This is a genomic window from Thalassospira xianhensis MCCC 1A02616 (assembly GCF_003326475.1).
Lineage (GTDB): Bacteria > Pseudomonadota > Alphaproteobacteria > Rhodospirillales > Thalassospiraceae > Thalassospira > Thalassospira xianhensis.
Map to the genome: position 1 here is coordinate 112,884 of NZ_JPWA01000008.1, position 22,905 is coordinate 135,788.

Here is a 22,905-nt window from a genome sequence, read left to right on the forward strand (position 1 = left end):
TTAATGGTGTCCAGACCGCCCGCTTGAGGCTGTTCATTTCTTATCAGGAGCATAGCTATGACTATACTATTCGAGGGTGAGATCTCCGACGGGCGCGTTACAGAAGGAAAGACTGACGACCTCACCGAGACCCAAAAGAAGCCTTGGCCGATGATGGTTAACGCGACGATGGTTAACGAGGGCGGCCTCGGCGGGCTCATGATGTGGTTTGACGCTCCTGATGGCACCTCACGCTCCGTTGCCATCGAAATCGACCAGGGCAATATAAAGATGGTTGTATTCCGGGATAGTATGGAATGCGATGCAATTGTTACGGTCCAGACCGATGGTGTTCACGTTAGGGCCAATCACGGATCGGCTGCATCATACCTCTTCAACGAACATGGTGTGAGTGCCGCGTCAAGTGCGCCTACTCCATCCTACAGCGAAGACGACGCAACTCCGACCCCACGTTGATATGAACAAATGAAGACTATAGCTCAGCGCGTTCATATATTGCATCACGGACATGAAGAGCCCCCTCAGCACGGCTACCACGACTACAACCCGTCGTGGGATTATGAGCTGACTGCCCTCCCCCGAGCCGAACAGCTTGATGACCTGAAGAAAGCGATCGAGGAGGCCGACGCAGACCTTCTTGATGCGCTCAAATTTCCTGGGGCGGTGGTGTTTCTAGCTGAGACGCGTTCTCTCCAGGCGAATACACATGGCGTTTATGCTGACGGAACATCGCAGTTTCCGTTTATCGGCCTCAGCATGGAACGGTTGCACGACGCCTGTGAGGACACGGGAAACGACTTCTCCGTCCAAATAAAAGCTACACTCGCACACGAATTGGCGCACGCGTGGCTTGAAGCACAATGTTCCGATGACTTGTCAGGTGACACTGAGGAGCAACTCGTCGAGGAGTTTGCTTTCACGTGGGTTGTTCACGGCCAGGTCGACGTCTCAATCCTTGAAAGTGCCATAGCCAGCCCAGCACCCTGACACTGCGAAGAGTAGGTCAGGCTGCACAATAAGACCAGTCTTCCCGATGTCCGCGGGGAAAACCCAAAAGCGATCAGTCAGTGTATAGTTAAAAAGGACGTTCCCCGTGCACACGGGGAATCTCTCTTAGAGCCAGATCTCGTCCATAAACCCTTTCAAATAGCGCTTAGTAGACATTGTTTTACCGGTGTCGTGATGCACGGTCCTGTCGTCTTGGAACCGGATAGTAATCACTTTGTCCCCGCGCATGCCGGAACCAATTTGCATCCGTCGCATCTGATTGATGTCGGTGTGCTTGTTCTGGTGCACCAGAGCCTCCAGAGAAGCAATCAGGGCTGTCTTAGCTTCACGGAGGTTGTTCTCCCTCTTTCGGCCTTGGCGCGCTTCACAGAGGCCTGTAGGGACATGGAAGACCCTGCAACTGTTTTGATGCTTGTTTCTGTGTTGTCCGCCATTACCGGTCCCCGAAAACCACTCTACACGGAAATGACATTCGTCCCGTAGCAGCAACTCTGGCGAAACGCTGCCTTCCGACGTGATGGAAACGGTCACGGTCGATGAATGGACGCGGCCGCGCTTTTCGGTCGGAGGCACCCGTTGAATTCGGTGTCCGCCAGCTTCTTGCTCAAATTTTGTGAGATCTTCGCCCTCAACCTCGAGGGCTATGCTGTAATGTCCCGCGTCACTTGGACTGATATCCTTGACGCGGTGCCTTCAACCTTTACGGTCGAAGTACTTCTTGTATGCGTTGGCCAAGTCACCAACAAACATCTGACTATCGCTGCCACCTTCAGCAGCGCAGATTTCGACGGTACGTTTCATCGTCTTACTCGCTGTTTGATGTTGAAGATATCTGGAATTTCCAGAATTACATCCTACCTCCACCATCACCCAGAAGGAAGGAAAATTTCAATATTTTCGTTTGATATTCTTGCGATCCAAGGAAAACTCAATAAGGGGATGATTTCATCGTTCTTCAAATGCATCTTTCACTTTTCCAAGGAGAGAATTCATGAAGATATTTGTTCCGGAAGTTGGAACTCATTTGCGCGTAACCCAGGATTGGACAGCATCAATTCTCTTTGAAACCCGAAATCAAGCGTTTCTGAAATCATTGGGCATAATTGGATGCATGCAGGTTGACCCGGAAGCGGAATATAGCGCAGAGGACCATCTGGACCCTAAGAAGTGGAAGGAAGCCAGCTATGACTCTCAAGTGGAAAAGTTCAAGAAGGCTGAAGCTAAATGCGCCTTTCCGACCGGACCATTCACTGCCTGGAGAGAAGGTTATCGTGCCCGCGGCCGTCTTAGTGTAACGATACCTGCGGAAACCGTGCTGCGCGTCGAGCGCGTTTACATTCGCAAAGGGGCTGAGGATTTCAATAGCATCACATTCAAAGTCCTAAAGGTTGATGTCGAGTACTCCAAAATGCGTAAAGCTCGGTTCTTCGCTTCCCTGCGGGACATCAACGCTGGTCTAAATGCAGAAGTGCTGGACGAGCAGGACCTAAGTACCGTCCACATCTCAGACAGTGATTTGAGTGCCATATTGGACGCAAAGTGATTTTTATGCGCTGAACGATTCTAGCGACAGAGAAGCGGCATTTCAGGGACGGATGTTCACCGGGCACCCAACAGGAGATTGCTCTTATTTGTTGACAAGGAAAAGTTCGGTACTTAAGTTTCGCTTCTTAAGCTTCTTGGCAACAAGTACTTGCACCCACCCCTCGCCCGCGCGCAGCCGTTGGTATCATGGTTCGATACCAACGGTCCACTTGCATCGCATGACGGGAACTTCCACGGAGCTCTGCACAGAAGGAACTGCTCTATGATACATACAGACCCTGTCGCCGCTTTGCGTGCCTTTATTAACGAAACGCATGATGGTTATCTCGTTCTCCCTGGCGGCTTTTCCCGGGATTTTGCTTCTCCTGACATGCCAAGCCACGGTATCGCCAACGTTCTGACCAAAGAGAATCTGGTTGATTTGCTGTCAATGCTTGAGGCGCGCGCCCAACCTGAGGAATCCTCCCATTGCAAGGCATACGCTATGCTATGGTATGGCTCGAAGGTCAATCACAGATTGGGCATAAATAACTTCACCGTCTATGCCGCGACCGAGCATCCTGATCGAAGAACGACAATCATCACATTGACTGGGGAAGAATACCAGATCTCTAAAGATGATGGCTCATTGCTCCCCGGATGGTGCTTTTGTGACATCAACGGGAAACATCTGAAATCCTGAGCGGTGGCAATTAACAGTTCAATGCCTCTTGATTTGTTTCCTGCCCCATGTATGTTTGCTGACACGGGTTTGGTGAAATCCAGTCAATAGTGACGAAAGCTTACGGCTGTCTCCGAGAGTACCAAGGTCTGACCTACTTCCGAATTGGTAGGCCTTTTGTTCATATATGGAGGAAGCCATGAAAGACGATATCGTCTATCGACTGCGTTCGACTACCCCTGCCAAAAAGACCGCCAAAAAGCTTAAAGCGTTACTCGCTCCATTGGGTATGGAGTTGCGCCTTTCGTATGCACAGGAAACGGCTGCAAAGCTGATGGGTTATGACGATTGGCAAGAGCTCATCCAGTCTGTTGCCTCAGAGGATCACGAAGGCCCCGCTGATGAGATGCTTGACGATGCGACAGCCAGGAAGCGGACCAAACATCAAAAGAGAGTGCTCTCATCAGTTCTGGGTAGTGAACTCGCAGGTGAAGAGGTTCCGTTACTGTGGTCGTTGAGAGCCACGGGTATGCCCAACTATATGTTGCCGGATTTTGTTGGGCGTTTGGGCCTGCGTTTAACCGACGAAGACCTCAAAGAACTGGAAGCTTTCCTCGAATCCTTCCGCATGTTTGAACAAGCCGCTAGGACCATCTTTTCCTATTTTCCCACTCCTCCTAATGGCGTTGACCCTCAATCCAGTCTTGTTCGCATAGAGTTGGATGGTAATTTCGCCGCGCCAGATATTCCGGTGCCATCGGTCACCCGTGAAGAGGAGATCGAGTTCATCAAAAATGACCAATGGATGCATATTCTGAACCAGCTCAAAAACTGGGACAACCTTCCTGAAGCCGACGATTTTGCAATTGAGGAAGCTTGCGAACATCTAGCCACCGCCTACTGGAATGTTTGTCAGAAATTGAAGGAATTTGGGTCTGCGCCAGTTCTTTTGCGGCTCGCTAACATGCGGATCACGATGTGGCGCAGCATAGTCAATAATGGGAAGGTGGCGCCGTTCTATACCGCTTTATCACCAGAACCGGTTCTCCGTATCGTCTTTGACTTGTGGAATTTCCGATACTCTGCGGCGAACGAAGGCAGCGCCAGCAAAGCCATCGCATTGCAGGTTGCCTTGCGTCGAGAATTTCTGGACAGCGGATGGACCGAGGGACAAGGGACAGATTGGAAGCTGGTTGTTCGCGAGAGTAATGGTCCCCGGCAGGACTTAACCATTAAAGCCAGGACACCAGAAGAAGCCTTTGCGTATGCTGCGGCCGCACGCGGTGCCTTACGGATGCTTAAAGGGCAAAAAGCAATGGTATTTCGTATCATTGAAGTCAACGGGCAAAAAGTAGTCGGTGAGGAAGCCGCTCGCATTGTTGCTGGGGCCATGGGCCATCCAATCATCAAGCGAGGTATTCTTTTTGACGGGAAAAAGCTTCGCTAATCTTTAACTGCTGACAAAAACTCGTCGGGATACTATTTTCCCGTTAGGTAACAGCTTGATAGTCGCCCCTGGGAGGTATGGATGTTAGATGATGCATGGATTGTCGGGGCGGTCTTGTCCAAGCAAATACGAGATATTGCAAACGATCGCGATGAGTGGGCAGCCCACTCATCGCGAATAGCCAAGAACCGGGACTCATGGAAAGAGCACGCTAAAAGCGTAGAGCTTAGCCGGGATGAATGGAAGGCATATGCTCAACAGCTAGAGCAAGAGCGTGATGGGCTTGTCGATTTTGGGAACAACCTGCTCGCCAATATTGCCCAACTTCAAGCTCACGTTGCGGGGCTCAAACATGTGGTGAAATCTCTGCAAAAGATACATCCCGATTCCGTTGTTTTCAGTGCAAGTGACGAGATAAGTAATGAGGGAAAGCATTTTGCCGTAGCCGACCTTTTGTATTTAAAAGCATATAACCAAGTGCTGGAAAAACTGGGCACGCAGGCAAAACATAAGCAGTAAAACTTTTCAAGCATTAAATGTTGACAAGAACAGTTTTGTAAACTATTTTGCTTGTAAGGATTGAATTTTGATGGGCCACGAGCCCGAGGAGGCATAAATGTCAGATGCAATGATTGTTGGGTCAATGCTGGCCAAAGAGATACAGGAAGTTGCCGATGCTCGGGACGCATGGAAGACGCATGCGCAGAAGGTTGAGGAAAACCGAGATAAGTGGAAGAAGTATGCTGAAACTGTTCAGGTTGAACTGGCGATACAGCAGGCTTATGTTGCAGGCCTGAAGGCGATAATTGAAGCCGCTAAAAGTATGCATGCAAACTCACCATTGTTTTCTGGAAGTGGTGCCTCCTTTAAAGATGGTTCTGCCAAAAGCATAGCTGATAAGAAATTTGAGGCGGCATTCGATGCGAAGGCAAAAGAACTTGGCATAACAAACCCGGAAGACCACAGAGCTAGTTAAAGCCAAAGTTCTTCCGGGTTAAGAAAAAGAGCAGCCAAGATTTGGCTGCTCTTTTTTGCATTTAGGTCCCTTTTATGCCAGTTGGTAGAGATCCCGTAGATGGCGGCTCTCCTCCGTTAGTACCGGTAGTTGGTGGCTCCGGCGGGTCTCCACCTTCTGAGCCAACTGGAGGCTTCCCATTATCTCCCTGCCGATTACCTCGCCCTTGGTTGATACCAGCTGCCAAACCACCCTTACCAGCCATTGAACTCGTACCCGAGCGGATTTCGCCGACAACGAAGGCAGTGGATTGTTTTGCATCGTTGTCTTCGCCAAGGTTCTCACCGTTCTGACCGAACCAACGCGATACACGGTCAGGAACCTGGTTAATCAGCTGGAAAGAGCGCATCGCAATCTGATAGTGCATGTAAGTCAGAATCACCGCCATTACGAAACCGCCAACTAAGCCGCTGACGTTGGCACTGGTTGCTGCCAAAACAGCCGGATAGAAGGTCACGTATATGAGCCAGATAAGCGCCTCGAAAACCAAGATCGAGAATAGAAGACCAAGGACCGCCAGGGGAATGCGTAGGAACAGGTTGAACAGAATCATGTAACCTGGACGCTGAACTTGGTCGACATAGTCTTGACCATCCATACGGATGTGGAAGAATGCCCAAAGCGGTGCAGCAATGACGCCTTCAACAACGAGAATGAGCATACCCGTCACAAAGAAGAAGAACTGGATGAACGGTATCATTGGCAGGACGAATGCGTGGATAACCCCCACAGCCAATAGCCCCACGCAGAACATCATCAAGAACATCATGAGCGATGCAGGCATTTGGCCGCCCAGTGCGCCAGCAATTTTGGAACCGACCGTTGCCGCAGCTCCTGCAAGTTTCCCTGCGGGGAATAGCTTGGCTGCAAACCAAACGGCTATGACCATGTAGAACAAGTTCAGGATTAAGTGCCCAAATCCGACCATCTGCTGCATGGCAGAGCCATTCCCAGGCTCAATCTCTGCCAAGCTGACAAGTGCCATCATTAGATACTGACCGGGCTTTCCGAGAACAGTGTAGAACGAGACGACATCTGGCTCCACCTGCCCTGCTCGCGCAGCCTGCTGATCAAGAGCCAGCGTAGAACTGACCTCTTTATCCCAAACGGCCCGGAACTTCGGCATAACACCGGTGGTTTCGTCAAACAGCAGTTTTGCCGCATCCGTGTTGTCAATCTTAACCGTATTGCCTTCTTCGAACTCTGGCATGTCACCGAGAACTTCGAAAACCTGGCTGTTGATACGAGACAGAGCGACGTAGTAAGGCCCAGCAGAAATCCAGCCAGCCGATTTCGCCGCCGTCTGGAACTCCGACATGGTTACGCTGTTGACTTTAGCTAAATATGCTTCGGCTGCGGTCAGGAGAGCATTATCGAATACGGTCTTCGCATCGAAGGCTGCGTTAGTGGTTGCAACCAACGAATCAACCGAAACAGCCTCCTGACCGGCCGTCATGTTCTTGGCAAACTGAATAGCTAACTTTCTGAGCTCGGCTCGCAGGGAGGTGATTGCAGCCAGGCGCGCTGTGTCAAAAGCAAGCTGAGCGTCTGCGCCACTGGTTTCGCCCATAGCAAATGAACCGGTCATGGAACCACAGACGCCGTAATCCCATTTCAGTTCTTGGACTACTCCTCCGTACAGCGAAGCGTCTTTTGCCTGACGCTCATTGTTCGAGAGCACGTTACCAACTTCGAGGAAGTCTTTCGTGATTTCCCAGCCGGTATTCAAATACGACATCAGGTCGCGATTGATTTTGTATCCCGGTGAAGCATTGTAAGGGTCGACATAGCGATATGAGGAGGTCGGAACTGACGCTCCAGTGACGGCATCCGATGTTCCCTGGAAAACCTCAAGGGCCGCGTAGCAGACTTCTGCCTTCGCAAGATTAACCACAAAGGGCATGGTCTCACGAAGGTTCTGGTTCTGAACCTGAGCAACTGATAGGTTATCAACAACACCCGCCCAAACCATGTTCCCGATATTGCCACCCCAAACAGCAACCTGAAGGACAATGAGCTGAGCAGCGCAGTAGCCTTTAATCACCGGGGCAAGCATGCCGACACCTGCGACAACACGGACTGGAGCCCAAATCTGGTGCCACCGCTCTCCAAGAACCTTACCTTCGTGCGCCGTCGAAATCATACCAACGAACAACTGATATGTCATGGCCACCGAGGCAACGGACATCAAGACGGTCAGCAGCGCCGCAAAGCCGCCCGCAATGCCATTTGAAATCGGGGTGACTGATGCCGCAGAGAGCGAGCCAGAGAAAGGAGGCACTCCTGGGAAGACCAGCTCCAAAAGCTTCCACCACAAGTCCGTTGTTTCCGGATTTGAGAAAGCTTTCTGAATGATATCCGACGTAGACGCATCGTCGGCCATTGCAGTCCCGGCCGGGAAAGACGCCAACGCTGCCGTCGTAACAATCAGCAAGAATGCAGCGACGACCCCGCTCCCGCTTCCTCCCCCTCCGGCTCGCGTGTAAGGCTCTGTCCACCATGCAGACGGCGTCTTGACCCACTGGCCAAAGCTACCAAGCCGCATGGTGCGGAACTGCCAGTTATAGAACGCCTGCCTGCACGTGAGAGCGAAGAGAACGGGTGTCAGCATAAATCGGCTCAAGACATCGAGGAACATACCGACACTGCCGAAAGCGGAGAAGCTCAGCGGGTAGAACCTGAACGTCAGAATGCCCACCGCCAGGGAAATACCGAGCAGCATGAAATAGAGCATAAAGCCGCGGTGAGTCATGTCCTGCGAATTGTGGACGTCTTTGTCAGACTTGCCATATTGGTGTTGAGCAAGCTTGAAGCGTTCAGCTTCATCCGTCACATCCGAAGGCAACCGTTCGCTTTCCTCAACAGTGGTTCGATGAAAGACAAACTTTGCTGTCAGCTTGATGCCGTCATATCCGGCTTTCCCAAGCTTTTTGACACCTTGTAGGGTGGACTTGAATGCCGACAAGCCCGTCAAATACATCAGCTTTGACTGCTTGAACTCGCCTACGCCAACGACATCGTCTTTTGCAATGCTGACGAGCTCATCCCGAAACGCGTGGGATCTCCCATTGGATCCGTTCTTTTTCTCTATTTCGCTCATCTATAGCTTCCTCACTGCTTGAGGCCATCAGTATCTTGATGTCGGCCGTCGCATCGGTTCAAAGGATTTATGCTATAATGATGACATCAACAAATCCTTCGGCGCTACCTGTTTCTTAAAGAAAATGGCACCGCAAAAGGATTATTGTTCTCGATTATGCTAGAGACAAAGGAAATTTAAGGCAAGTCTCGCATAATTGAGAAAATTAATAGCAAATTTATTGACACCGCAAGGAAAATGATTCACTTCTGTCACTTGCATCTGTAATATATGAAGGACCGAGTATGCCCCATCCACCTGAGATGAAAATACCGGAAACCGCACAGGACTCGCGGGAATACCAACAACAAAAAACTTACCTGCCTTTTGAAAGGGCATATGCGGAGCGAGAATTGTACGGAGGTGTCGGACGAAGAACCAAGGGATCATTCGATCTTGAAATGCGTACACGACCAGATGTCGAGGTTATGGATCTACTAGAGATGGGGAGACTTCCAGGCGCTGAAGAAACGCATGAGTACCTTCGTCTAGCTGAAATTAAAGTGTTCTATTCGCGTAGAGATGCAGCCAATAGTAGCTATGCCCCCAAATCTTTGTTACAAAGGTGCGCGTCATTAGAGTGATTGTTTACCCACTTCAGGTAGTGTAGATGGCAGATAATTTAATGTGCAGTCCCAAGTCGTTAGCGGAAGTTCCGCGTCGCGTGAAAGAACATGACCAAGACTTTCACGTAGTTTTTCACGAATTCCTAGACACCTTCTACGTTGAAGAGGATAAGACTCTCAAGTACGCAATGTTGACCGAGTGCCCAGATTTTCTTGAAGACGATGTTAAAGATTCTTACATCGGCGGTGTTGCTGAATATCTTTGCTATCGGTGGGGTATCGGCACTCCACCAGAATGGACCAACGATCCTCGGCGCTTTCTAAAAAAGCCATGGTTCCCTCCTGGAGTGGAAACAGAAAAACCGCGGTTGCTTGTTGAGAGTCCATCTGCTTTTAAACGTCGCTTGATTTTTATCGAAGCAGAGCCACTGCGGAGAATTAGCATGCCTCATGACGGAAGGTGGTTCGCTTATGAGGAGATGCGTACCAGCCTTAAGCAGGACGTTTACCTTAGTCTTTGGTAACGCTGGAAACCCGCTCTTAGTGGGATAAAGACCTCACTGTAGCTGGTGGCCGCTCAACTTAGCATCCGGGATGCCGTTATAGGCTTCTTCCTGGTAGCATTCCGCAAGCAAGTTAAACATTTCGTCTCCCTGCTGTGACATGTGGAAACCATGTAACTTTTTGTCGAACTTGTCTTGCAGAGACGCGGGCACTCGCAGCGCTGGGAACCCTGCATTAAGCAATATGCCATTCAACATGACCAGTCCGATTTCGACATTGAGAATTCTGAAAAATTGCTGGCGCTGAATGAACAGAAAGTATGCAACGGCCAACTCAAATGGATCAGAAACAGACTCCTGAAGCGCCCTCATGCCGTCGACGTAGACTCTATTCAGGCGTGGCGCACCGATTTCATCCGGAATAAGCGCGCAGTATTCGCTATTGGGGAGGCCTGTGAGGGCTTCTATTTCTTCATCTTCCCCACGAAAGCATCCAGCTACTGACGGTATATGAGCTGCGAGAATTCCGTGGAGATCTATGCAGACTGCCCGGAGGGTCGAGAACTGGCCATTTTGCACCATCGACCTTAACCACTGATACGTTCGAGCGGCGTTTTGTGCCTCAGTAACCATCACTGTATTCAGGCGCTCTTTAACGGGCGTATCTGCACCGTCTGCCGCCATACGAGCATGTATCTTGCTATCAACAATGTCCCGGCAGACTGAAAGGCTTATGGTATATCCTGATATAGCCATGTGGTCGCGCAGGAAATGGGCACTCTTCTTGCCCATTTTTGAGAGAACATACTCTGGTGAGTCTGTTCCTTCAAAATCTGGAACGAGTTCATGCCGCCACTGAAACCCCAAAACCCTCTGAAGTTGTCTCATATCAGCTCCGTGCATCTTTGCGATGTCGAACGGTATCGCCAATCATTTGAGAAGACAACGACTTAAGGCAGCCTAAAAGCAAAATCCAGGCCCTGCTGATTCAACTGTGGTAGAATGACGCAAGACGGGAGAACCTCTTGCATTGACCGGCAAACGGGATGGCGCTACTTAGCTGCGGTCGAAGCCTTTTCTATGAATACGCCTATAGGGAAATCGCGCGAATGCGAACTGTGCATAATGACATTTTAGTCGCCCTTGATGCCTTGAACCATGGCTTCCTCAAAGACCACCGCTGCTTTTTCGGTGGCGGAACTGCCATCAGCTTAATGCTCGATGGATATCGCATTTCCAGTGACATCGATTTCCTTTGCGCTTCAGCATCCTCCTATCGCGACATCCGGCGTTTGGTTCTTGAAACACCAGAAGTTTTGCTTGGCAAACAAACCCTGACCGCCAGCAATCTTCGCGTGGATGCCTATAGCATCCGTGTGGACCTGTCCATCAACGACACGAATATCCGTTTTGAAATTGTTCGCGAGGAACGGATTCCTTTGATGGGGCATCCTGCCAGCCCCTTTGCGGTTCCTATGTTGTCGATAGAGGACTTGTTTGCTGAGAAGCTTCTCGCCAATGCAGATAGGTGGCTGGATAAGGGCGTAAACAGCCGAGACATTATTGATTTGGGGATGATGGTTTCAAGGATTGGTGATGTGCCCACAATGGCCTGGGAGAAGGCTCACACTGCATATGGGGCGAATGTCGCAAAGTCTTTTGAGCGCGCAGTACAGATGCTTGATGACAGTCGATACTTTCTCCAATGCCTAAAAAATCTCGATGCAGATATCGGACTTCAAGATGAAATCTTGAGTGCTCTAAAAGGCGTCTCTATAGTGTTTTTGCCGCAGGCCGAGGGGGGCCTGCTGTTCGACGACCAAAGGAAAACTCGCGAATGAAGTCTCTTCCCGCTCTGCTTTTCACGTGGTTACTTTCTGCATCTGTCTTCCCGGGCTGGGCGTTGGCCGATGAGAGTGAGACCTGTAAGGCTAAAACAGTCATTGCCTTAAAAATGCTCGTTCTGTACGAAACTTCCGATGTTGTATCCACGTTTACGGCCGACCAGATCGATAGCGCGGTATCCTGGTGCGATGGTCTTGTCTTCTTGCCGGAATACAAAGGATGCTATTCACGCCTGCCAGAAATACGCGATCTGCTATTGGCCGGAGAAGGCCTGAAGGCCAAAGAGATCGCGAGCGAGATACTTCCTACTTGTGACGCGGCTGGGCGGGTCGAAGCCAAGGAAAAGTCCATTTAACTTCCGGCCGCTCAAACAAGTCCGGCAGCAAATTCCAACTCCGCATGTTCAAAAGCATTCTCGTACTGGCCAAGTTCGGCGTTTGTCATGCCAACGTCTTGAGAACGACCGACTTCTCTCCATTTCTGGAGGCTTTTAACGATGGGTGCTAAGGCGGCCGTAGCCGCATCTCTGTTTCTCAAGCCAAACAAAGGTGCGATATCCATAGCACTTTGAACCAATGCTTCCGGCCCGTGGTCTTCGGACACCCACAGTTTGAGTTCTCTCGCCTTGTCCGGGAAAGGATTTATGTCGAAACCGGGTGATAAAATCCATTTGCGCTGGCCGTCATAGAGAAAGGCATGGTTCCGCAAATGGTCATCGACATTGTTGATGAGGATGTTGAATACCATGCGTTTCCACATTTCACTGAGGTCTTCAGACGCTCTCGGGGAGTATTGTTTAATAACATCTGCCAACTCCGTGTAAGTGTGTTCATCATCATCCTCGACTTGCAGCATTGTCTTGGCCGACGCGTATAATTTTCTCCGTCCGGCATCATCGCGGTCAAACCGCCGAATGACTGCGACATCGTTCCCTGCTTCGGTACGAACGACTTTTCCTTCTGCGACATCCATGCCTGCCATTGCTGCCAGCTTTAAGGCCAGAATTTCGGCCTTGGTGACAGGCTTTGTATCCCCTGCACTTGGGAACTTCCCAATGCACAGCCCCCACTCATCGTCCTGTATGGAGGACTTGGGACGCATCCCTCCGAGAGTGGTGCCGTTCCCTTCCAGATATTGGATATCTCGTTCTGTTTCTTCATCTCGCTCGATAGCTTGCGACGAGTGTATGAGTTGGTCGAGATGTACGCGTGGCGGAGCAGTTCCAGCTTCTTCGGCCCGGGTAGAACAGAAATTTCCATTTTCATCCCGAAAGCGCAGTGCCCCCATTCGGGCTGCGTCGTCCACACCCAGCAAGAAGTCGAGTGTGTTCAGCGGCTCTGCGTTAGCATTGGTTTGAACACGCTGCTGGCGCGCATGTCGTCTCATCATCACGCGTTTCCCCCAACCGTCGGGTTCCGTATCGGATATCACGCCGTGAAATACCGACGACCATTCACCTTTGCCACCGGTGTGAAACTGTGGCCCTTGAACCAGTTGTAAAGCCGGATCGATGGCAAAAGATGCCTTATGTTCAAGCCAAAAATCTGAATAGACGAAACTTGAATGCTCCCGGCGTCCGTTTGTGGCAAACCTGAGAATGCCAATCGGGTTTGCACCTTCGCCAAGAAAGACATCAATTTCACGACTGATAGTACTCAAAATACCTGCCCTTTTTTCTGTGGAAGTCGCACGCGCTTAGGGGCTTTTTCGACATCAAGCATCAAGCCAACTTCGTCAGTTTCTGGCGCGAGTATATTTCCGAACGGGTCTTTTTCTCCAAGCACCGAGAACACGAGGGCATAGTAGGCAATCGCTACTGTCGGATCACCTTTCTCAATCTTCTGATAAGTCTGTTTTGCCATGCCGGTGCGGTCGACCATCATTGCAATGGTAAACTTGCGTCGCTTGCGAGCGAGCGAGATGTTTGCCCCCATCTTGCGGAAAGAACGCTTTAGAGGTGCCGACAGCAGATGTTGAATATTGCTTGCCATTTTACGTCCTATTTCCAGGTTAAGGGCTACTATAGCATCCTTAAACCTGTGTACGGGATGCCGTAACATCCCTTAGATCATGTGAACTGCTTATACAGAAATATTAGTCCCCATGCAATTCGAAATACCTTTAAGGGATGCCACAGCATACTTTATCCCCTATTAAGGGATGCTACAGCATCCCTTATAGACATTTTCGGTTCAGACAATCAAAAACGGATGTGTCAATAGACCGCACCCGTTTTCGCCATCATTGCAAGACTGTTTACAGGTTAGTCATCGTCACCTTTTTGGAGTTGCTCAAGAAATGCCGTAACCAAGATGTCTTCTACATCTCCGTCATCTTCTCCGTCATCGTCGTCATCATCGTCAGAAAGGTTACTGATAGTCGAAGATGACCGGTCAAAATCATCAACAGCCCTTTCAATGCGTCCATGTTCCATCGGCTTGCCCTTGGGTTCCATGAAGCTATCGCTGCCGAGTGCTTCTTCAATTGCCTCATCAACATCAATTGGGTCAGCCCCCTCTTCATCGAAGTCGATTGCGGCGAGTGAGCGCATGATTGGATCGTTCGTCTGAATTTGCTTGGTCATATCGATGATGCTTCCATCGTCGACCGACGCGCCATGTTTCACTCTGGCATCAATGCGCTTATCGCGAGACGGCCCAGAGAATTCGCGGCGTGGCGGAGCAATCGGAGGCTCAGCGTCACCAAACGGAATGCCAAGGTCGTCAGGCATGCCGCCAGGCATAATGTTGCGTGGCTCAGCGAAGCCACCGCTTGCAGGCATCGTCATGCTCGTGTGGACGCGCTCAGCGAATGCCGAGGTTGCCCCGCTAATCTTTCTCCAGATATCCGACACGGCAGCACAGGCAGCTTCAATCGGCTTCCTTTTGCCGTCCAGGACTACTTCAAAGTTCCGGGCAATCAGTGCGATTTCATCACCTTCCTCAGCCCGGGACACGACCGAGTTCAGGGCCTCTGTTTCTTTGTCTATCAGAAGCTGGATGAAATCCGGCTCATTGAGGAACCTGTTGAGAACTTCTGGTACCCTGCGCGCGCTCTCCATGTCAGCGAAGGTGGGCTTGGTCACCCGGATAAAGTGGTTTGCTCGCAACTGGACCTTGTCGAGTTCCAGCGCACTCTCAGGATTGGCATAGAAGCCGCGTGCACGGACAACTTTTTCCTGGAACATGACGTGCATGAGGCCTGGCCCCTGCTTTTTCAAGTCCGTGAAGTTGACCCTGTTCACCTCTTCAAACTGAGCGCCAGATGCCGATGCATAGTTAAGCGACCGGCCATCATCTGCTCTTTCGAAACCACTGGTTCGAACACGCGTCACTTTATCCCCGGTTTCGACTGCCAGACGACCGGTTTCGTTCACTTCCTCGGTACGCATGAAGATTTTGGTGTTCGTGTTCGCGATGATTGAAGCAGCTTCCTTTTCATTCAAGCGCTTCATGGCTGGAATGTCCTGAGAAGCATAGACCATCGAGAACCCCAGCGAACGTGCCTGGGCGGCCATTAGAGCCATACCCTCAACGGTGTAGTAGCCGACCTCATCCAGGATGACCATAAATGGCGATGGGCTGTTTGTCTGACGGTTCAGAACGACGTCTGCCCAAGAGCCATCAAGCTTAGATCCGAGGGTGGCACCCATCATGCCTTTCAGGGTCGCAACCACGATTTTTCCGAGGTTTGCGATCTCGTCACCCGAGACTTCGAGCGCCGGAAGCATGATGACAAGAATACGGCGGTTCAGAACCACATCGTACATGTCGACTTCGCCAAATGGGGTCGCGAAGATATGGCCGTAAACGTCGGCAAGGTTACCAAGAATCTTGGTAAACTGCATTTCCAGGTAACCATGCTGGTCAAGCGTTGTCTGTGCCTGGTTCTCTTTCTTCTCAGCGTTATAGCCTGGCAGGGAGGACAGGTAGGACTGAATGCTGACGCGGATAGGTGCTGGCATATCTGGGTAACATTCTTCATTACCCAGTTCGACGATTGCCCGAAGGCTCATGTGTGAGCGAATGGCGCCGACGTTAAGGTCGAGCAAACCATCATCACGCAACCAGCAAAGAGCGCGAATGACACCGGTCAACATTGCAGTTGCACGGCCCTTCCACATCGCACCATCGCCGCCGACATCATCCATCAAGCTGACAATCATCTGAGTGATGCCGTCTGCCGAGCCGGTTGCCACCGGGTTCATGGTGTTGGAACGAACACTGCTGCCAATATTCTGGCGGTTGCCGTTCATAAAGTTCAGAACAAGAAGGTCGTCTTCGCGGCCAAACCGGCGGGCCATGACGTAGACTTTGGCAAACAGCGAGACGTCGCCTTTACCGTCACAGAACAGAAGTCCAGAACCCCAACTGAGCGCATTTGCTGCAAAGCTGAGAAGTGCCTCGGTTTTACCCGCACCGGTCGTTCCCAAAATGAGAAAATGCTGTCGACAGTCGTCGTTGGTCAGCCAAATCTCCTTGCCGGAAACCTGGTCATTGCCAATGAAGAAAATCCCTTTGCCAATTGTGGGCTTGCCAGTCTTTGGGTGCGCTTCATTGGGGTCGGGCATCTTCTCCTGCATTGGAATCTTGATGGGGGTCTTTTCTGTGACGGAGAGCGCCCAACTGAACAACAGCACCGCGACAATTAGCAGCCAGTCCGATAGCATGCCGTAAAGCACTGAGGCCCCGGCCATCCCGAAGAGTGTAACCACCATGTTCTGTGGTTTTCGCAGCCAATCGACTACCTTTGTCGGCACAGGACGAACGTCTCGAACATCCAGATTGGGCGAACGTATTTGTTCGTCCGTCGCGCCATTGAAAATTGGTTTTACAGCCATGCTCGACTCATAAAGGAAATTAGACGGATAAGGCCCTTCTTTCCTTTATGGTCACGCGATATCAAAGCAAAGTCAAAGAATAGATATCCTTGTCAACTTATTGACTTATGCCATGTAAACTAATTTTTGCTTGGGGCGGTTTCTCGGGAAGACTGGATGCCAACACTGTTTGCGGCCGAACGTGCATAGGCAACGGATGTGCCCATAAAGAGCAGGTTCCATTCCTTGAAAACACGCAGGATTTCCGGCAGAGGGTCGAACTTTCGGGCAAAGTCTTCTTTTTTGGCCGGTGTTGCATTCGCAAGGTGGGAAACAACCTGGCGTGCTTTACGTTCGTAAACGGACGTCATGACTTCACTCAGCCGGTTACTGTAGGTTTGGACGACAGAACGTCGGTCTGACGGTCTGGTTTCGTCATTGCAGACATGTTGGGCCGCCTCGAGGGACGCTTTCAAAACGGCATCTGACATGGCAGCGATAAGTGTGCTCCTGTCATGGCGGAAATCATAGACCATAACCGCTTTCATCATGTTCAGCGTTACGGTCGCCGCTGTCATCTCTAACGAGGCTACATCCGAGATGTTCTGGTCCGCAAAAATGCTTCTGTCCAGTCCCTCGTCGACAAGATGGAATGCTGCGGCATGGCTTTTGGCGATACCGTCGATATCGACCGAAGCAAGGCCTCCTTCACGAATGCAATTGGCCACAATTTCGGCGGCAGCGTGCCGAAATGGCCGAATTTCGTTGTTCGAAGGCTTTTCTTTTTTGGTAAACTGCGCAGCAATTGCGCCTGCGAGTTTCGTTGAAGTCGCAATCGCGGTCGCAAGGTCTGCACCGTTAATCAACGGCTCCGGAGAATCAGAGACTTTTGCAAAGGCTGAAAAAAGAGGGCCATTTTCATTGGCAAATTGCTGGGCGGCAACACGGAATTTGAATGGATCAAGTACGGTTCCGTCTCCCCCTTTCATTGGGACCGGTGGCTCCACCGGCAGAGATGACGAGAGCATGGTTGTTCTTGAAGCGGCTGCGTTTGCAAACAAACCCTGCTTCGATTTTACGGTGTCTTCAGACATTCCTGTTTCCTTACTGAATGGTGTTTTCTCAGAGCGGTTACACGCTAAAAGCTACGCGAACGTCGATATCGACGGCGAATTCTGTGTCGAAGTGATGTTTGGCCAACCACCGCGTGAACTGAAGGACCATATCATCGAGCAGATACTCGACGCCCTCCTCATTGGTCCTATCCTTTTGGGCTGAAGAAAGTTTGTCGATGATCGGCATCATCAACAGGAATTTGGTGGCTGGAGATATGCTGACCACTTTATAACCCATGAGCGCGTTGGGGTCTGTCCTGAGACGCACATAGAACCCGCCTTTACCTTCATTGGATGCCACAACCGGCGCCCAATCTTCAGCCGCAGATATCAGCAGGGCTGGCAGCAAGAAGTCCGGGGCAGCAACATCAACATGGGAGAGCTGGACACCGGCGACATAGATGGGATCAAACTGACACCTGTTTTCCACCGCATTTCGAATGAGCAGAATCAGAGGGTCGTCTTCCTTGATGTCCGGCACCGGCTCCTTAATCGCCTGGGAGCCGACCAGAGTAGCAACAGGAGCCGTTTGCACAGCACCTTCCTTGGAAGCCTTCACGTCAGCCTGAACAGCCTCTTTGGGGCCATGTTCATCGACATGCTCTGTTGGCACGGCGTCCTTTGATAGGTTCACAGTCCCCTTGTCAAAGGCAGATCGCCACTTCAATTGTTTGCCTGTAACCTCGCCGGGCTTGTATGGCGTCGCTCGGGGCGCTAATCGGCGGAACAGGGCTGCCATACCCTCCTCACCGAGCGCCTGCCCTTCATTGGAGGACACCGCGTCCCCAACGCCATCCAACTCACCCTGAAACAAAATGTTTGGGTCTGTCGGAAAATCTGGCCGAGGCGTATCTTTCAAAAACAGGATCGCGTTCGGCCGTCCAGCGAAAGAAAGCGCCAGGCCATCAGCTATGTCCGGCAGGTACAGGTCGCCGAATGTCTCGCTATCAAAGTCATATTCCTGCATTTCTTCGACGACGATGACGCAGCACGGACGTTTGGTCGGGTGCGCAACAAGATAGCCCGGCAGCTCGCCACCTTTCTGGAATACGACGTGCGTGTCATCCAATGTGCTTTCAAGCACTCGGATAACGAATTCGTCAGACGAATTATCCTGAGTAGGCAACGCGGGTACAAGGCGTGACATTAACAAAAACCCCTTTTAAAGGAAAACGCGACAAGTTACAGTTTTATCCAGAAGGATTATTCGCGCAAGCCTTCTTGGTTATTCTTTAAATAAGGTCACACCCGGATGCATTCCTCAAGGAAAAGAAACGAGCTCCTTCCTATTCTAAAGAGCAATAACTTCGATCTGTACCATCCTTTCATCGGATGGGCCGCGTCGTACTATAAGGGCGGGGCTCTGAGGACAGACCAAGGCAATGTGTTCATGGGCGAGCGGGCCGCCCGTCGCTTTTCGATTGGCCTTGATGATGACAACGTGCCTGTTTTTGGCATTGCCAACGACGACGTGGAAGCCGTGCTGTCGGTTAAATGGAGCAGTGTCGCCTTTGTGCGCGGTGTCCAGCGAAAGGACTGGGTCGTCCTGGCTTGCAAAGATGCGCGTGTCAACGAGCCTCGCGCCGACGATCCCATTGCACTGCGCATGTGGCTCCCGACCAGCATTGGATTGCTTGACGGGTGGGTTGGGTTTACCGAAATCGAGACAATCCGTTTTAAAGAGACGACCATTTACAAGGGAAAGCCGATTGCGAGCTCCGAGTTTCTGACAGTTCTCCCGCTGGCATTCAAGGGCAACTGGGAAAAGGCTGCGGAAGTCCCCGCCGAGGTTAAAAAGTGAAACCTGGGTCTCTCGCTTCTCTCCCCTCCCCACTTCTTCCTCGGTTGACCAAGGAAGAATTGACACCATTACAGGAAAGAATGCTGGGGCATTATCTGCATAATGGAATGACGCTTAAAGATTTGGCCGCTGCTTTCCAGGATTTGCCGCGCAGGGATGCGGTCCTGGCCCTAGAGGGATTGATAAACAAGGGGTTCGTTCACCTGGTGAGAAAGCATGGGCTAACCTGTATCGAAAAGCTCCCTGCCGCCGAGTTCACCGTCCGGCACACTCTTAGATAATTCCCCTACAAGGCCATCCCCCATACAAAAAAGGCACATCTACAGCGAGAGGTGCCTTTTTTGCGAGCTGAAACGTCGAACGGTCAGGACATGCCCAAGGCACGTTTGTAGACTTCGAGGATTTCTTCCTGTTCCGTACGCTCATGGTCTTCCATTTTGCGCAGTCGGACAATCTGGCGAAGGATTTTCACGTCGTAACCAAGCGCCTTGGCTTCGCCGTAAACTTCCTTGATATCACCCATAAGGTTGGCTTTTTCTTCTTCAAGGCGTTCGATGCGTTCGATATAACTCACGAGCTGATCGGCAGCAATTCCACCAACTTCGGTCATGCAGGTATCCTTTAAATAGTTTGTTGACAGGTTGCAGGCGTGAATATGCAATCCTCAAAAAGCAAAGTCAAAGGAAAACTTTCAATTATCCTTTGACTTTTTCTTTGGCCTGCACTCGTAAGCAGTCAGCTACATCCGCATTGTCGGTCGCGGCGTATGGGCGTTAGCCAACTCGGGTGCCGGTTCATTGTTTGGAGCGTTATCAAGGTCTCGCCCAACCTTTTCTTCCAGCGCTGGAGCCACTTGAAAGCTTAGTGACAACACATCACATGCAGTCAGCATCGCGATGCGCTCCAAATCTGTTGCGGGCGGAGCTGCTTCATCTAGACAGGTTGCTCCAAAGAGACTTTGCATCTCAACTCTCATTTTCCTTAAATCCTTCTTGGTGAATTTCTTGTTCTCGGAATATGCTATAAGAAATCCTTACCAAATGGCAGTAAAAAGTCGGATCTAAAGCAAAATGCTAGACATGACAGAGCATACTTTTTCTCTTTGGCTGCAAAAGCTTCCGGAAGATATCCGTGAAGCCGTCTTGTCTGACGGCGGCACCTCGTCCGAAGGGGACGGAATTCTGGTGTCTGTTCTGCGCGATGATGTCGCCCCATCCCAGATTCCCGAACTGGTTCGAGAATATCCGCAGGATGTTCGGGCGTTCGGGCGGGCGCGGCGTATCCGACTGATGGCCTGGATGGCCAAGAAAACCTATCCAGACTCTCATGCCGTCTTTCGCAAGCTGACCGGCGAGGAAGAAGACGGGTCCGGGTCCAATAGCGAGACCGGTGAGCTGTTTCTCGAAGATATCAAGATTTTCGCGGAAGTCATCTCCAAACGGCAGATTCAACGCATGGCTTCCGAGAACCGGCTTGATGCCGTTGTTGAGACGGCCAAAACACTCGAAAACGAGATCACGTTCTCGCAAGGAGGAATGTAACCATGACAATGACAAAGAAAGCGCTTTTCAACGCGTCCATCGGGTCGCTGATGATTGCAGCTGTAGGTCTCACCTCCTTCGATGCTCATGCGCTGACTTCGACGGAGATGGAGGCAGGCTGCCTTACAGATGTTGCCATGGCGACAGATGACGCGCGCGAAGAAGCAATCAACCGTCACCTGCTCCTTGCCGAAGGTGCCTTTTCGGAGATGACCGAAACCTTCTCGGATATGTCCTGCCTGGAAAACCTTCTCGATGGAGGTATGGACATCTTCTTCTCTCCGCCGTCTCTTGGCAGCCTTCTCAACAAGCTGAAGAATGCCGTGTGCCGCAAGGCCAAGTCGATGCTCAACGAAGCTGTAGCACCGCTTAACCGGGCAGCAAACGCATCATTGAACGTTGGGGAAATTGCCCCCGGCATCAATCTTGGTAGCGTCAATGGTGGTCTGAAAACCCGTTTCAAGGGAAATGGCGACAATCAGGTCAAAACGAACATTGGCAGCGTGCTAAGCGGCGGCTCCAAAAGCAAGCGCGACGTGATCTTTGATGCTGCTGAGGTCGGCAACGGGATTTACGACGACATCCCGCGTTATGAATTTAACCCGAATGCGCAGTAAGCGGACATCGCGGAGGACTTAATCATGTCAGTTCGAAATTATCTATTTAGCGGGATACTGTCCCTCTTCGCTTTGGTCGCCATGTCCACCGTATTTTCGGCAGCACCACTGCGTACCGCGGATGCCGCGTGCTGCGTTGCATACGAAAGTTGGCACGTCGAGGCGACTGTCGATAAGGCTGAAAAATCCATCAACGCTGAAATTGCCATGATGGAATCATCTATCGTGGAAGCTCTGCGTCAGGCCACCGGTCAGCTCTCCGGAAACATGAAGGAAGGTCTCGCCGGGAATGCCCAGATTGCCGATCTTGCCGACAAACGTGACGTTCAGCGCGCCCTGGAAAAAGAACGCCTGGATGCGACGTCAGCATCTATCTCTGGGGCATCAACCTGTAACGTTGTGACCGGCACCGTGGGCTCTCAGGATTTGGAGGCAGCGTCGAAGGAATGGGCCGGTTCTGTATCTGACCTTCAGGTTGCATACGACGCCGGTGAGGCTGGTGCAGCTACGGCAGGCAAGGGACCGGCTATCGAGGCCCGTCTTGAAATGCACTGCCGCCTCTACGCTACTCAGGAAGACGTCGACCGTGGCATTTGTAAAACTGTCGCCTCCGAAGAAGACGGAATGGCAGGCAAGGACCGAAATGTCCGCACATTGTTGGACGCCAAGAACAGCGTTCTGTCTCCAAAGGAGCAGGATGCTGCTGTAGTGTTCCTCAACGGTGCTTTGAACCCCTCCCCGCTTGGCGCGGTGTCTTCCGGCATGATGCAGTCGGAAAACGGCAGAGCTATCGCTGCAAAACGTGAAGACAGCATCAAGCGGCAGTCCATCATCAACAACGTGGGCACCACGCTGGCTTCCAGATATGTCCCCATGGACATCGAAGTTGTCGGTACAGAAAGCGGTAAAGTTTCCGCACAGGTTCTCAAGGACTGGGCAGAAGCCACTTCCAAGCTGGTTCTGGGGTATGACCCCGATCCCGACGTCGAAAACTTTCCAGACGGCGTATCCTACGAAGCCAGGATGGAGCTTCAGTCAAAGTCCTGGTTTATGAACCCAACCTGGGCAATCGCCAATGATGCAGCAACAGAACCGACGCAGGTTCTCAAAGACATGGCGATGATGCAGGCCTTCCAGATTTATCAGAACTACGACATCTCCAAGACACTGCGAGAAACTTCTCTGTCTCTTGCAACGATCGCATCCATTCTGGAAGCAGGGTATCGCCAGGACAACAACCTGTAGTCTTTGGTGCAAGGAGTTCTTTGGAAAGAGGTATTAGG

General features: G+C 51.2%; 23 protein-coding genes and 1 pseudogene. 14 read left to right on the forward strand and 10 right to left on the reverse strand.

Translation table 11 applies throughout. The annotated features are described in order from the left end of the window. Positions 1-57: 57 nt before the first annotated feature. Positions 58-456 carry a hypothetical protein gene (locus tag TH5_RS08915; RefSeq protein WP_114121566.1) on the forward strand — a complete coding sequence of 133 codons (399 nt, stop codon included), beginning with the start codon at positions 58-60 and terminating at the stop codon, positions 454-456. A gap of 9 nt (positions 457-465) precedes the next feature. Then, positions 466-987 (forward strand): protein DA1, encoded by a 522-nt coding sequence (locus tag TH5_RS08920; RefSeq protein WP_114121567.1) that lies wholly within the window; start codon positions 466-468, stop codon positions 985-987. 126 nt (positions 988-1,113) lie between these two features. Here the strand turns inward: TH5_RS08920 and TH5_RS08925 are convergent, their stop codons facing one another. Both TH5_RS08925 and TH5_RS25980 read right to left on the reverse strand, forming a co-directional pair. Further along, complete coding sequence (locus TH5_RS08925; RefSeq protein WP_279627757.1) at positions 1,114-1,539, reverse strand: peptide chain release factor-like protein; 426 nt, start codon at positions 1,537-1,539, stop codon at positions 1,114-1,116. 3 nt (positions 1,540-1,542) lie between these two features. After that, a pseudogene (locus TH5_RS25980) lies at positions 1,543-1,875 on the reverse strand (PCRF domain-containing protein); the annotation flags it as partial. Positions 1,876-1,999: 124 nt separating this feature from the next. Between TH5_RS25980 and TH5_RS08935 the strand changes: the two are divergent. From TH5_RS08935 to TH5_RS08955, 5 genes are all read left to right on the forward strand, one after another. Next, positions 2,000-2,551: a hypothetical protein gene (locus TH5_RS08935; RefSeq protein ID WP_114121570.1), complete on the forward strand. Its 552-nt coding sequence runs from the start codon at positions 2,000-2,002 to the stop codon at positions 2,549-2,551. Between the two features lie 264 nt (positions 2,552-2,815). Beyond that, positions 2,816-3,235: a hypothetical protein gene (locus tag TH5_RS08940; protein WP_114121571.1), complete on the forward strand. Its 420-nt coding sequence runs from the start codon at positions 2,816-2,818 to the stop codon at positions 3,233-3,235. 178 nt (positions 3,236-3,413) lie between these two features. Continuing rightward, a complete protein-coding gene (locus tag TH5_RS08945; RefSeq protein ID WP_147250084.1) occupies positions 3,414-4,661 on the forward strand; it encodes a hypothetical protein in 1,248 nt (415 codons plus the stop codon). An 81-nt stretch (positions 4,662-4,742) separates the two neighbouring features. Further along, on the forward strand, positions 4,743-5,180 hold the full coding sequence (locus TH5_RS08950; protein WP_114121573.1) for a hypothetical protein: 438 nt from the start codon (positions 4,743-4,745) through the stop codon (positions 5,178-5,180). Positions 5,181-5,277: 97 nt separating this feature from the next. Continuing rightward, positions 5,278-5,637, forward strand: a complete 360-nt coding sequence (locus TH5_RS08955) for a hypothetical protein (protein ID WP_114121574.1) — start codon at positions 5,278-5,280, stop codon at positions 5,635-5,637. 61 nt (positions 5,638-5,698) lie between these two features. Here TH5_RS08955 and TH5_RS08960 read toward each other — a convergent pair whose 3' ends face one another. Continuing rightward, positions 5,699-8,776, reverse strand: coding sequence for a DotA/TraY family protein (locus tag TH5_RS08960; protein ID WP_114121575.1), 3,078 nt, complete (start codon positions 8,774-8,776; stop codon positions 5,699-5,701). 649 nt (positions 8,777-9,425) lie between these two features. Here TH5_RS08960 and TH5_RS08965 point away from each other — a divergent pair. Further along, a complete protein-coding gene (locus TH5_RS08965; RefSeq protein WP_114121576.1) occupies positions 9,426-9,905 on the forward strand; it encodes a hypothetical protein in 480 nt (159 codons plus the stop codon). 33 nt (positions 9,906-9,938) lie between these two features. On the opposite strand, the gene TH5_RS08970 is transcribed toward TH5_RS08965, so the two are convergent. After that, entirely contained in the window at positions 9,939-10,772 is an 834-nt protein-coding gene (locus tag TH5_RS08970; RefSeq protein WP_147250085.1) for a hypothetical protein, read from the reverse strand. Positions 10,773-10,993: 221 nt separating this feature from the next. On the opposite strand from TH5_RS08970, the gene TH5_RS08975 reads away from it, so the two are divergent. Both TH5_RS08975 and TH5_RS08980 read left to right on the forward strand, forming a co-directional pair. Next, on the forward strand, positions 10,994-11,725 hold the full coding sequence (locus TH5_RS08975) for a nucleotidyl transferase AbiEii/AbiGii toxin family protein (RefSeq protein WP_167443506.1): 732 nt from the start codon (positions 10,994-10,996) through the stop codon (positions 11,723-11,725). Continuing rightward, positions 11,722-12,084 (forward strand): hypothetical protein, encoded by a 363-nt coding sequence (locus tag TH5_RS08980; protein WP_114121579.1) that lies wholly within the window; start codon positions 11,722-11,724, stop codon positions 12,082-12,084. The genes TH5_RS08975 and TH5_RS08980 overlap by 4 nt, the downstream gene beginning before the upstream one ends. Before the next feature lie 11 nt (positions 12,085-12,095). Here TH5_RS08980 and TH5_RS08985 read toward each other — a convergent pair whose 3' ends face one another. The 5 genes from TH5_RS08985 to TH5_RS09005 all read right to left on the reverse strand — a co-directional run bounded on the left by TH5_RS08985 (position 12,096) and on the right by TH5_RS09005 (position 18,810). Further along, positions 12,096-13,388, reverse strand: coding sequence for a type II toxin-antitoxin system HipA family toxin (locus TH5_RS08985; RefSeq protein WP_114121580.1), 1,293 nt, complete (start codon positions 13,386-13,388; stop codon positions 12,096-12,098). Next, entirely contained in the window at positions 13,385-13,720 is a 336-nt protein-coding gene (locus TH5_RS08990; protein ID WP_114121607.1) for a helix-turn-helix domain-containing protein, read from the reverse strand. Before TH5_RS08990 ends, TH5_RS08985 begins: the two co-directional genes overlap by 4 nt. A gap of 272 nt (positions 13,721-13,992) precedes the next feature. Then, positions 13,993-16,569 carry a TraM recognition domain-containing protein gene (locus TH5_RS08995; RefSeq protein ID WP_114121581.1) on the reverse strand — a complete coding sequence of 859 codons (2,577 nt, stop codon included), beginning with the start codon at positions 16,567-16,569 and terminating at the stop codon, positions 13,993-13,995. 119 nt (positions 16,570-16,688) lie between these two features. Continuing rightward, positions 16,689-17,642 (reverse strand): hypothetical protein, encoded by a 954-nt coding sequence (locus TH5_RS09000; RefSeq protein WP_147250086.1) that lies wholly within the window; start codon positions 17,640-17,642, stop codon positions 16,689-16,691. Between the two features lie 37 nt (positions 17,643-17,679). Then, positions 17,680-18,810, reverse strand: coding sequence for a hypothetical protein (locus TH5_RS09005; protein WP_114121583.1), 1,131 nt, complete (start codon positions 18,808-18,810; stop codon positions 17,680-17,682). 243 nt (positions 18,811-19,053) lie between these two features. On the opposite strand from TH5_RS09005, the gene TH5_RS09010 reads away from it, so the two are divergent. Further along, complete coding sequence (locus TH5_RS09010) at positions 19,054-19,464, forward strand: hypothetical protein (RefSeq protein ID WP_114121584.1); 411 nt, start codon at positions 19,054-19,056, stop codon at positions 19,462-19,464. Positions 19,465-19,828: 364 nt separating this feature from the next. Here TH5_RS09010 and TH5_RS09020 read toward each other — a convergent pair whose 3' ends face one another. Then, entirely contained in the window at positions 19,829-20,074 is a 246-nt protein-coding gene (locus tag TH5_RS09020) for a DUF2312 domain-containing protein (protein WP_114121586.1), read from the reverse strand. Between the two features lie 469 nt (positions 20,075-20,543). Between TH5_RS09020 and TH5_RS09030 the strand changes: the two genes are divergently transcribed. From TH5_RS09030 to TH5_RS09040, 3 genes are read left to right on the forward strand one after another with little or no spacing between them, the layout of a single operon-like run. Further along, entirely contained in the window at positions 20,544-21,005 is a 462-nt protein-coding gene (locus tag TH5_RS09030) for a hypothetical protein (RefSeq protein ID WP_097053601.1), read from the forward strand. A 2-nt stretch (positions 21,006-21,007) separates the two neighbouring features. Further along, entirely contained in the window at positions 21,008-21,622 is a 615-nt protein-coding gene (locus tag TH5_RS09035) for a hypothetical protein (protein ID WP_114121587.1), read from the forward strand. Between the two features lie 24 nt (positions 21,623-21,646). After that, positions 21,647-22,867 carry a hypothetical protein gene (locus TH5_RS09040; RefSeq protein WP_142994614.1) on the forward strand — a complete coding sequence of 407 codons (1,221 nt, stop codon included), beginning with the start codon at positions 21,647-21,649 and terminating at the stop codon, positions 22,865-22,867. Positions 22,868-22,905 lie beyond the last annotated feature (38 nt).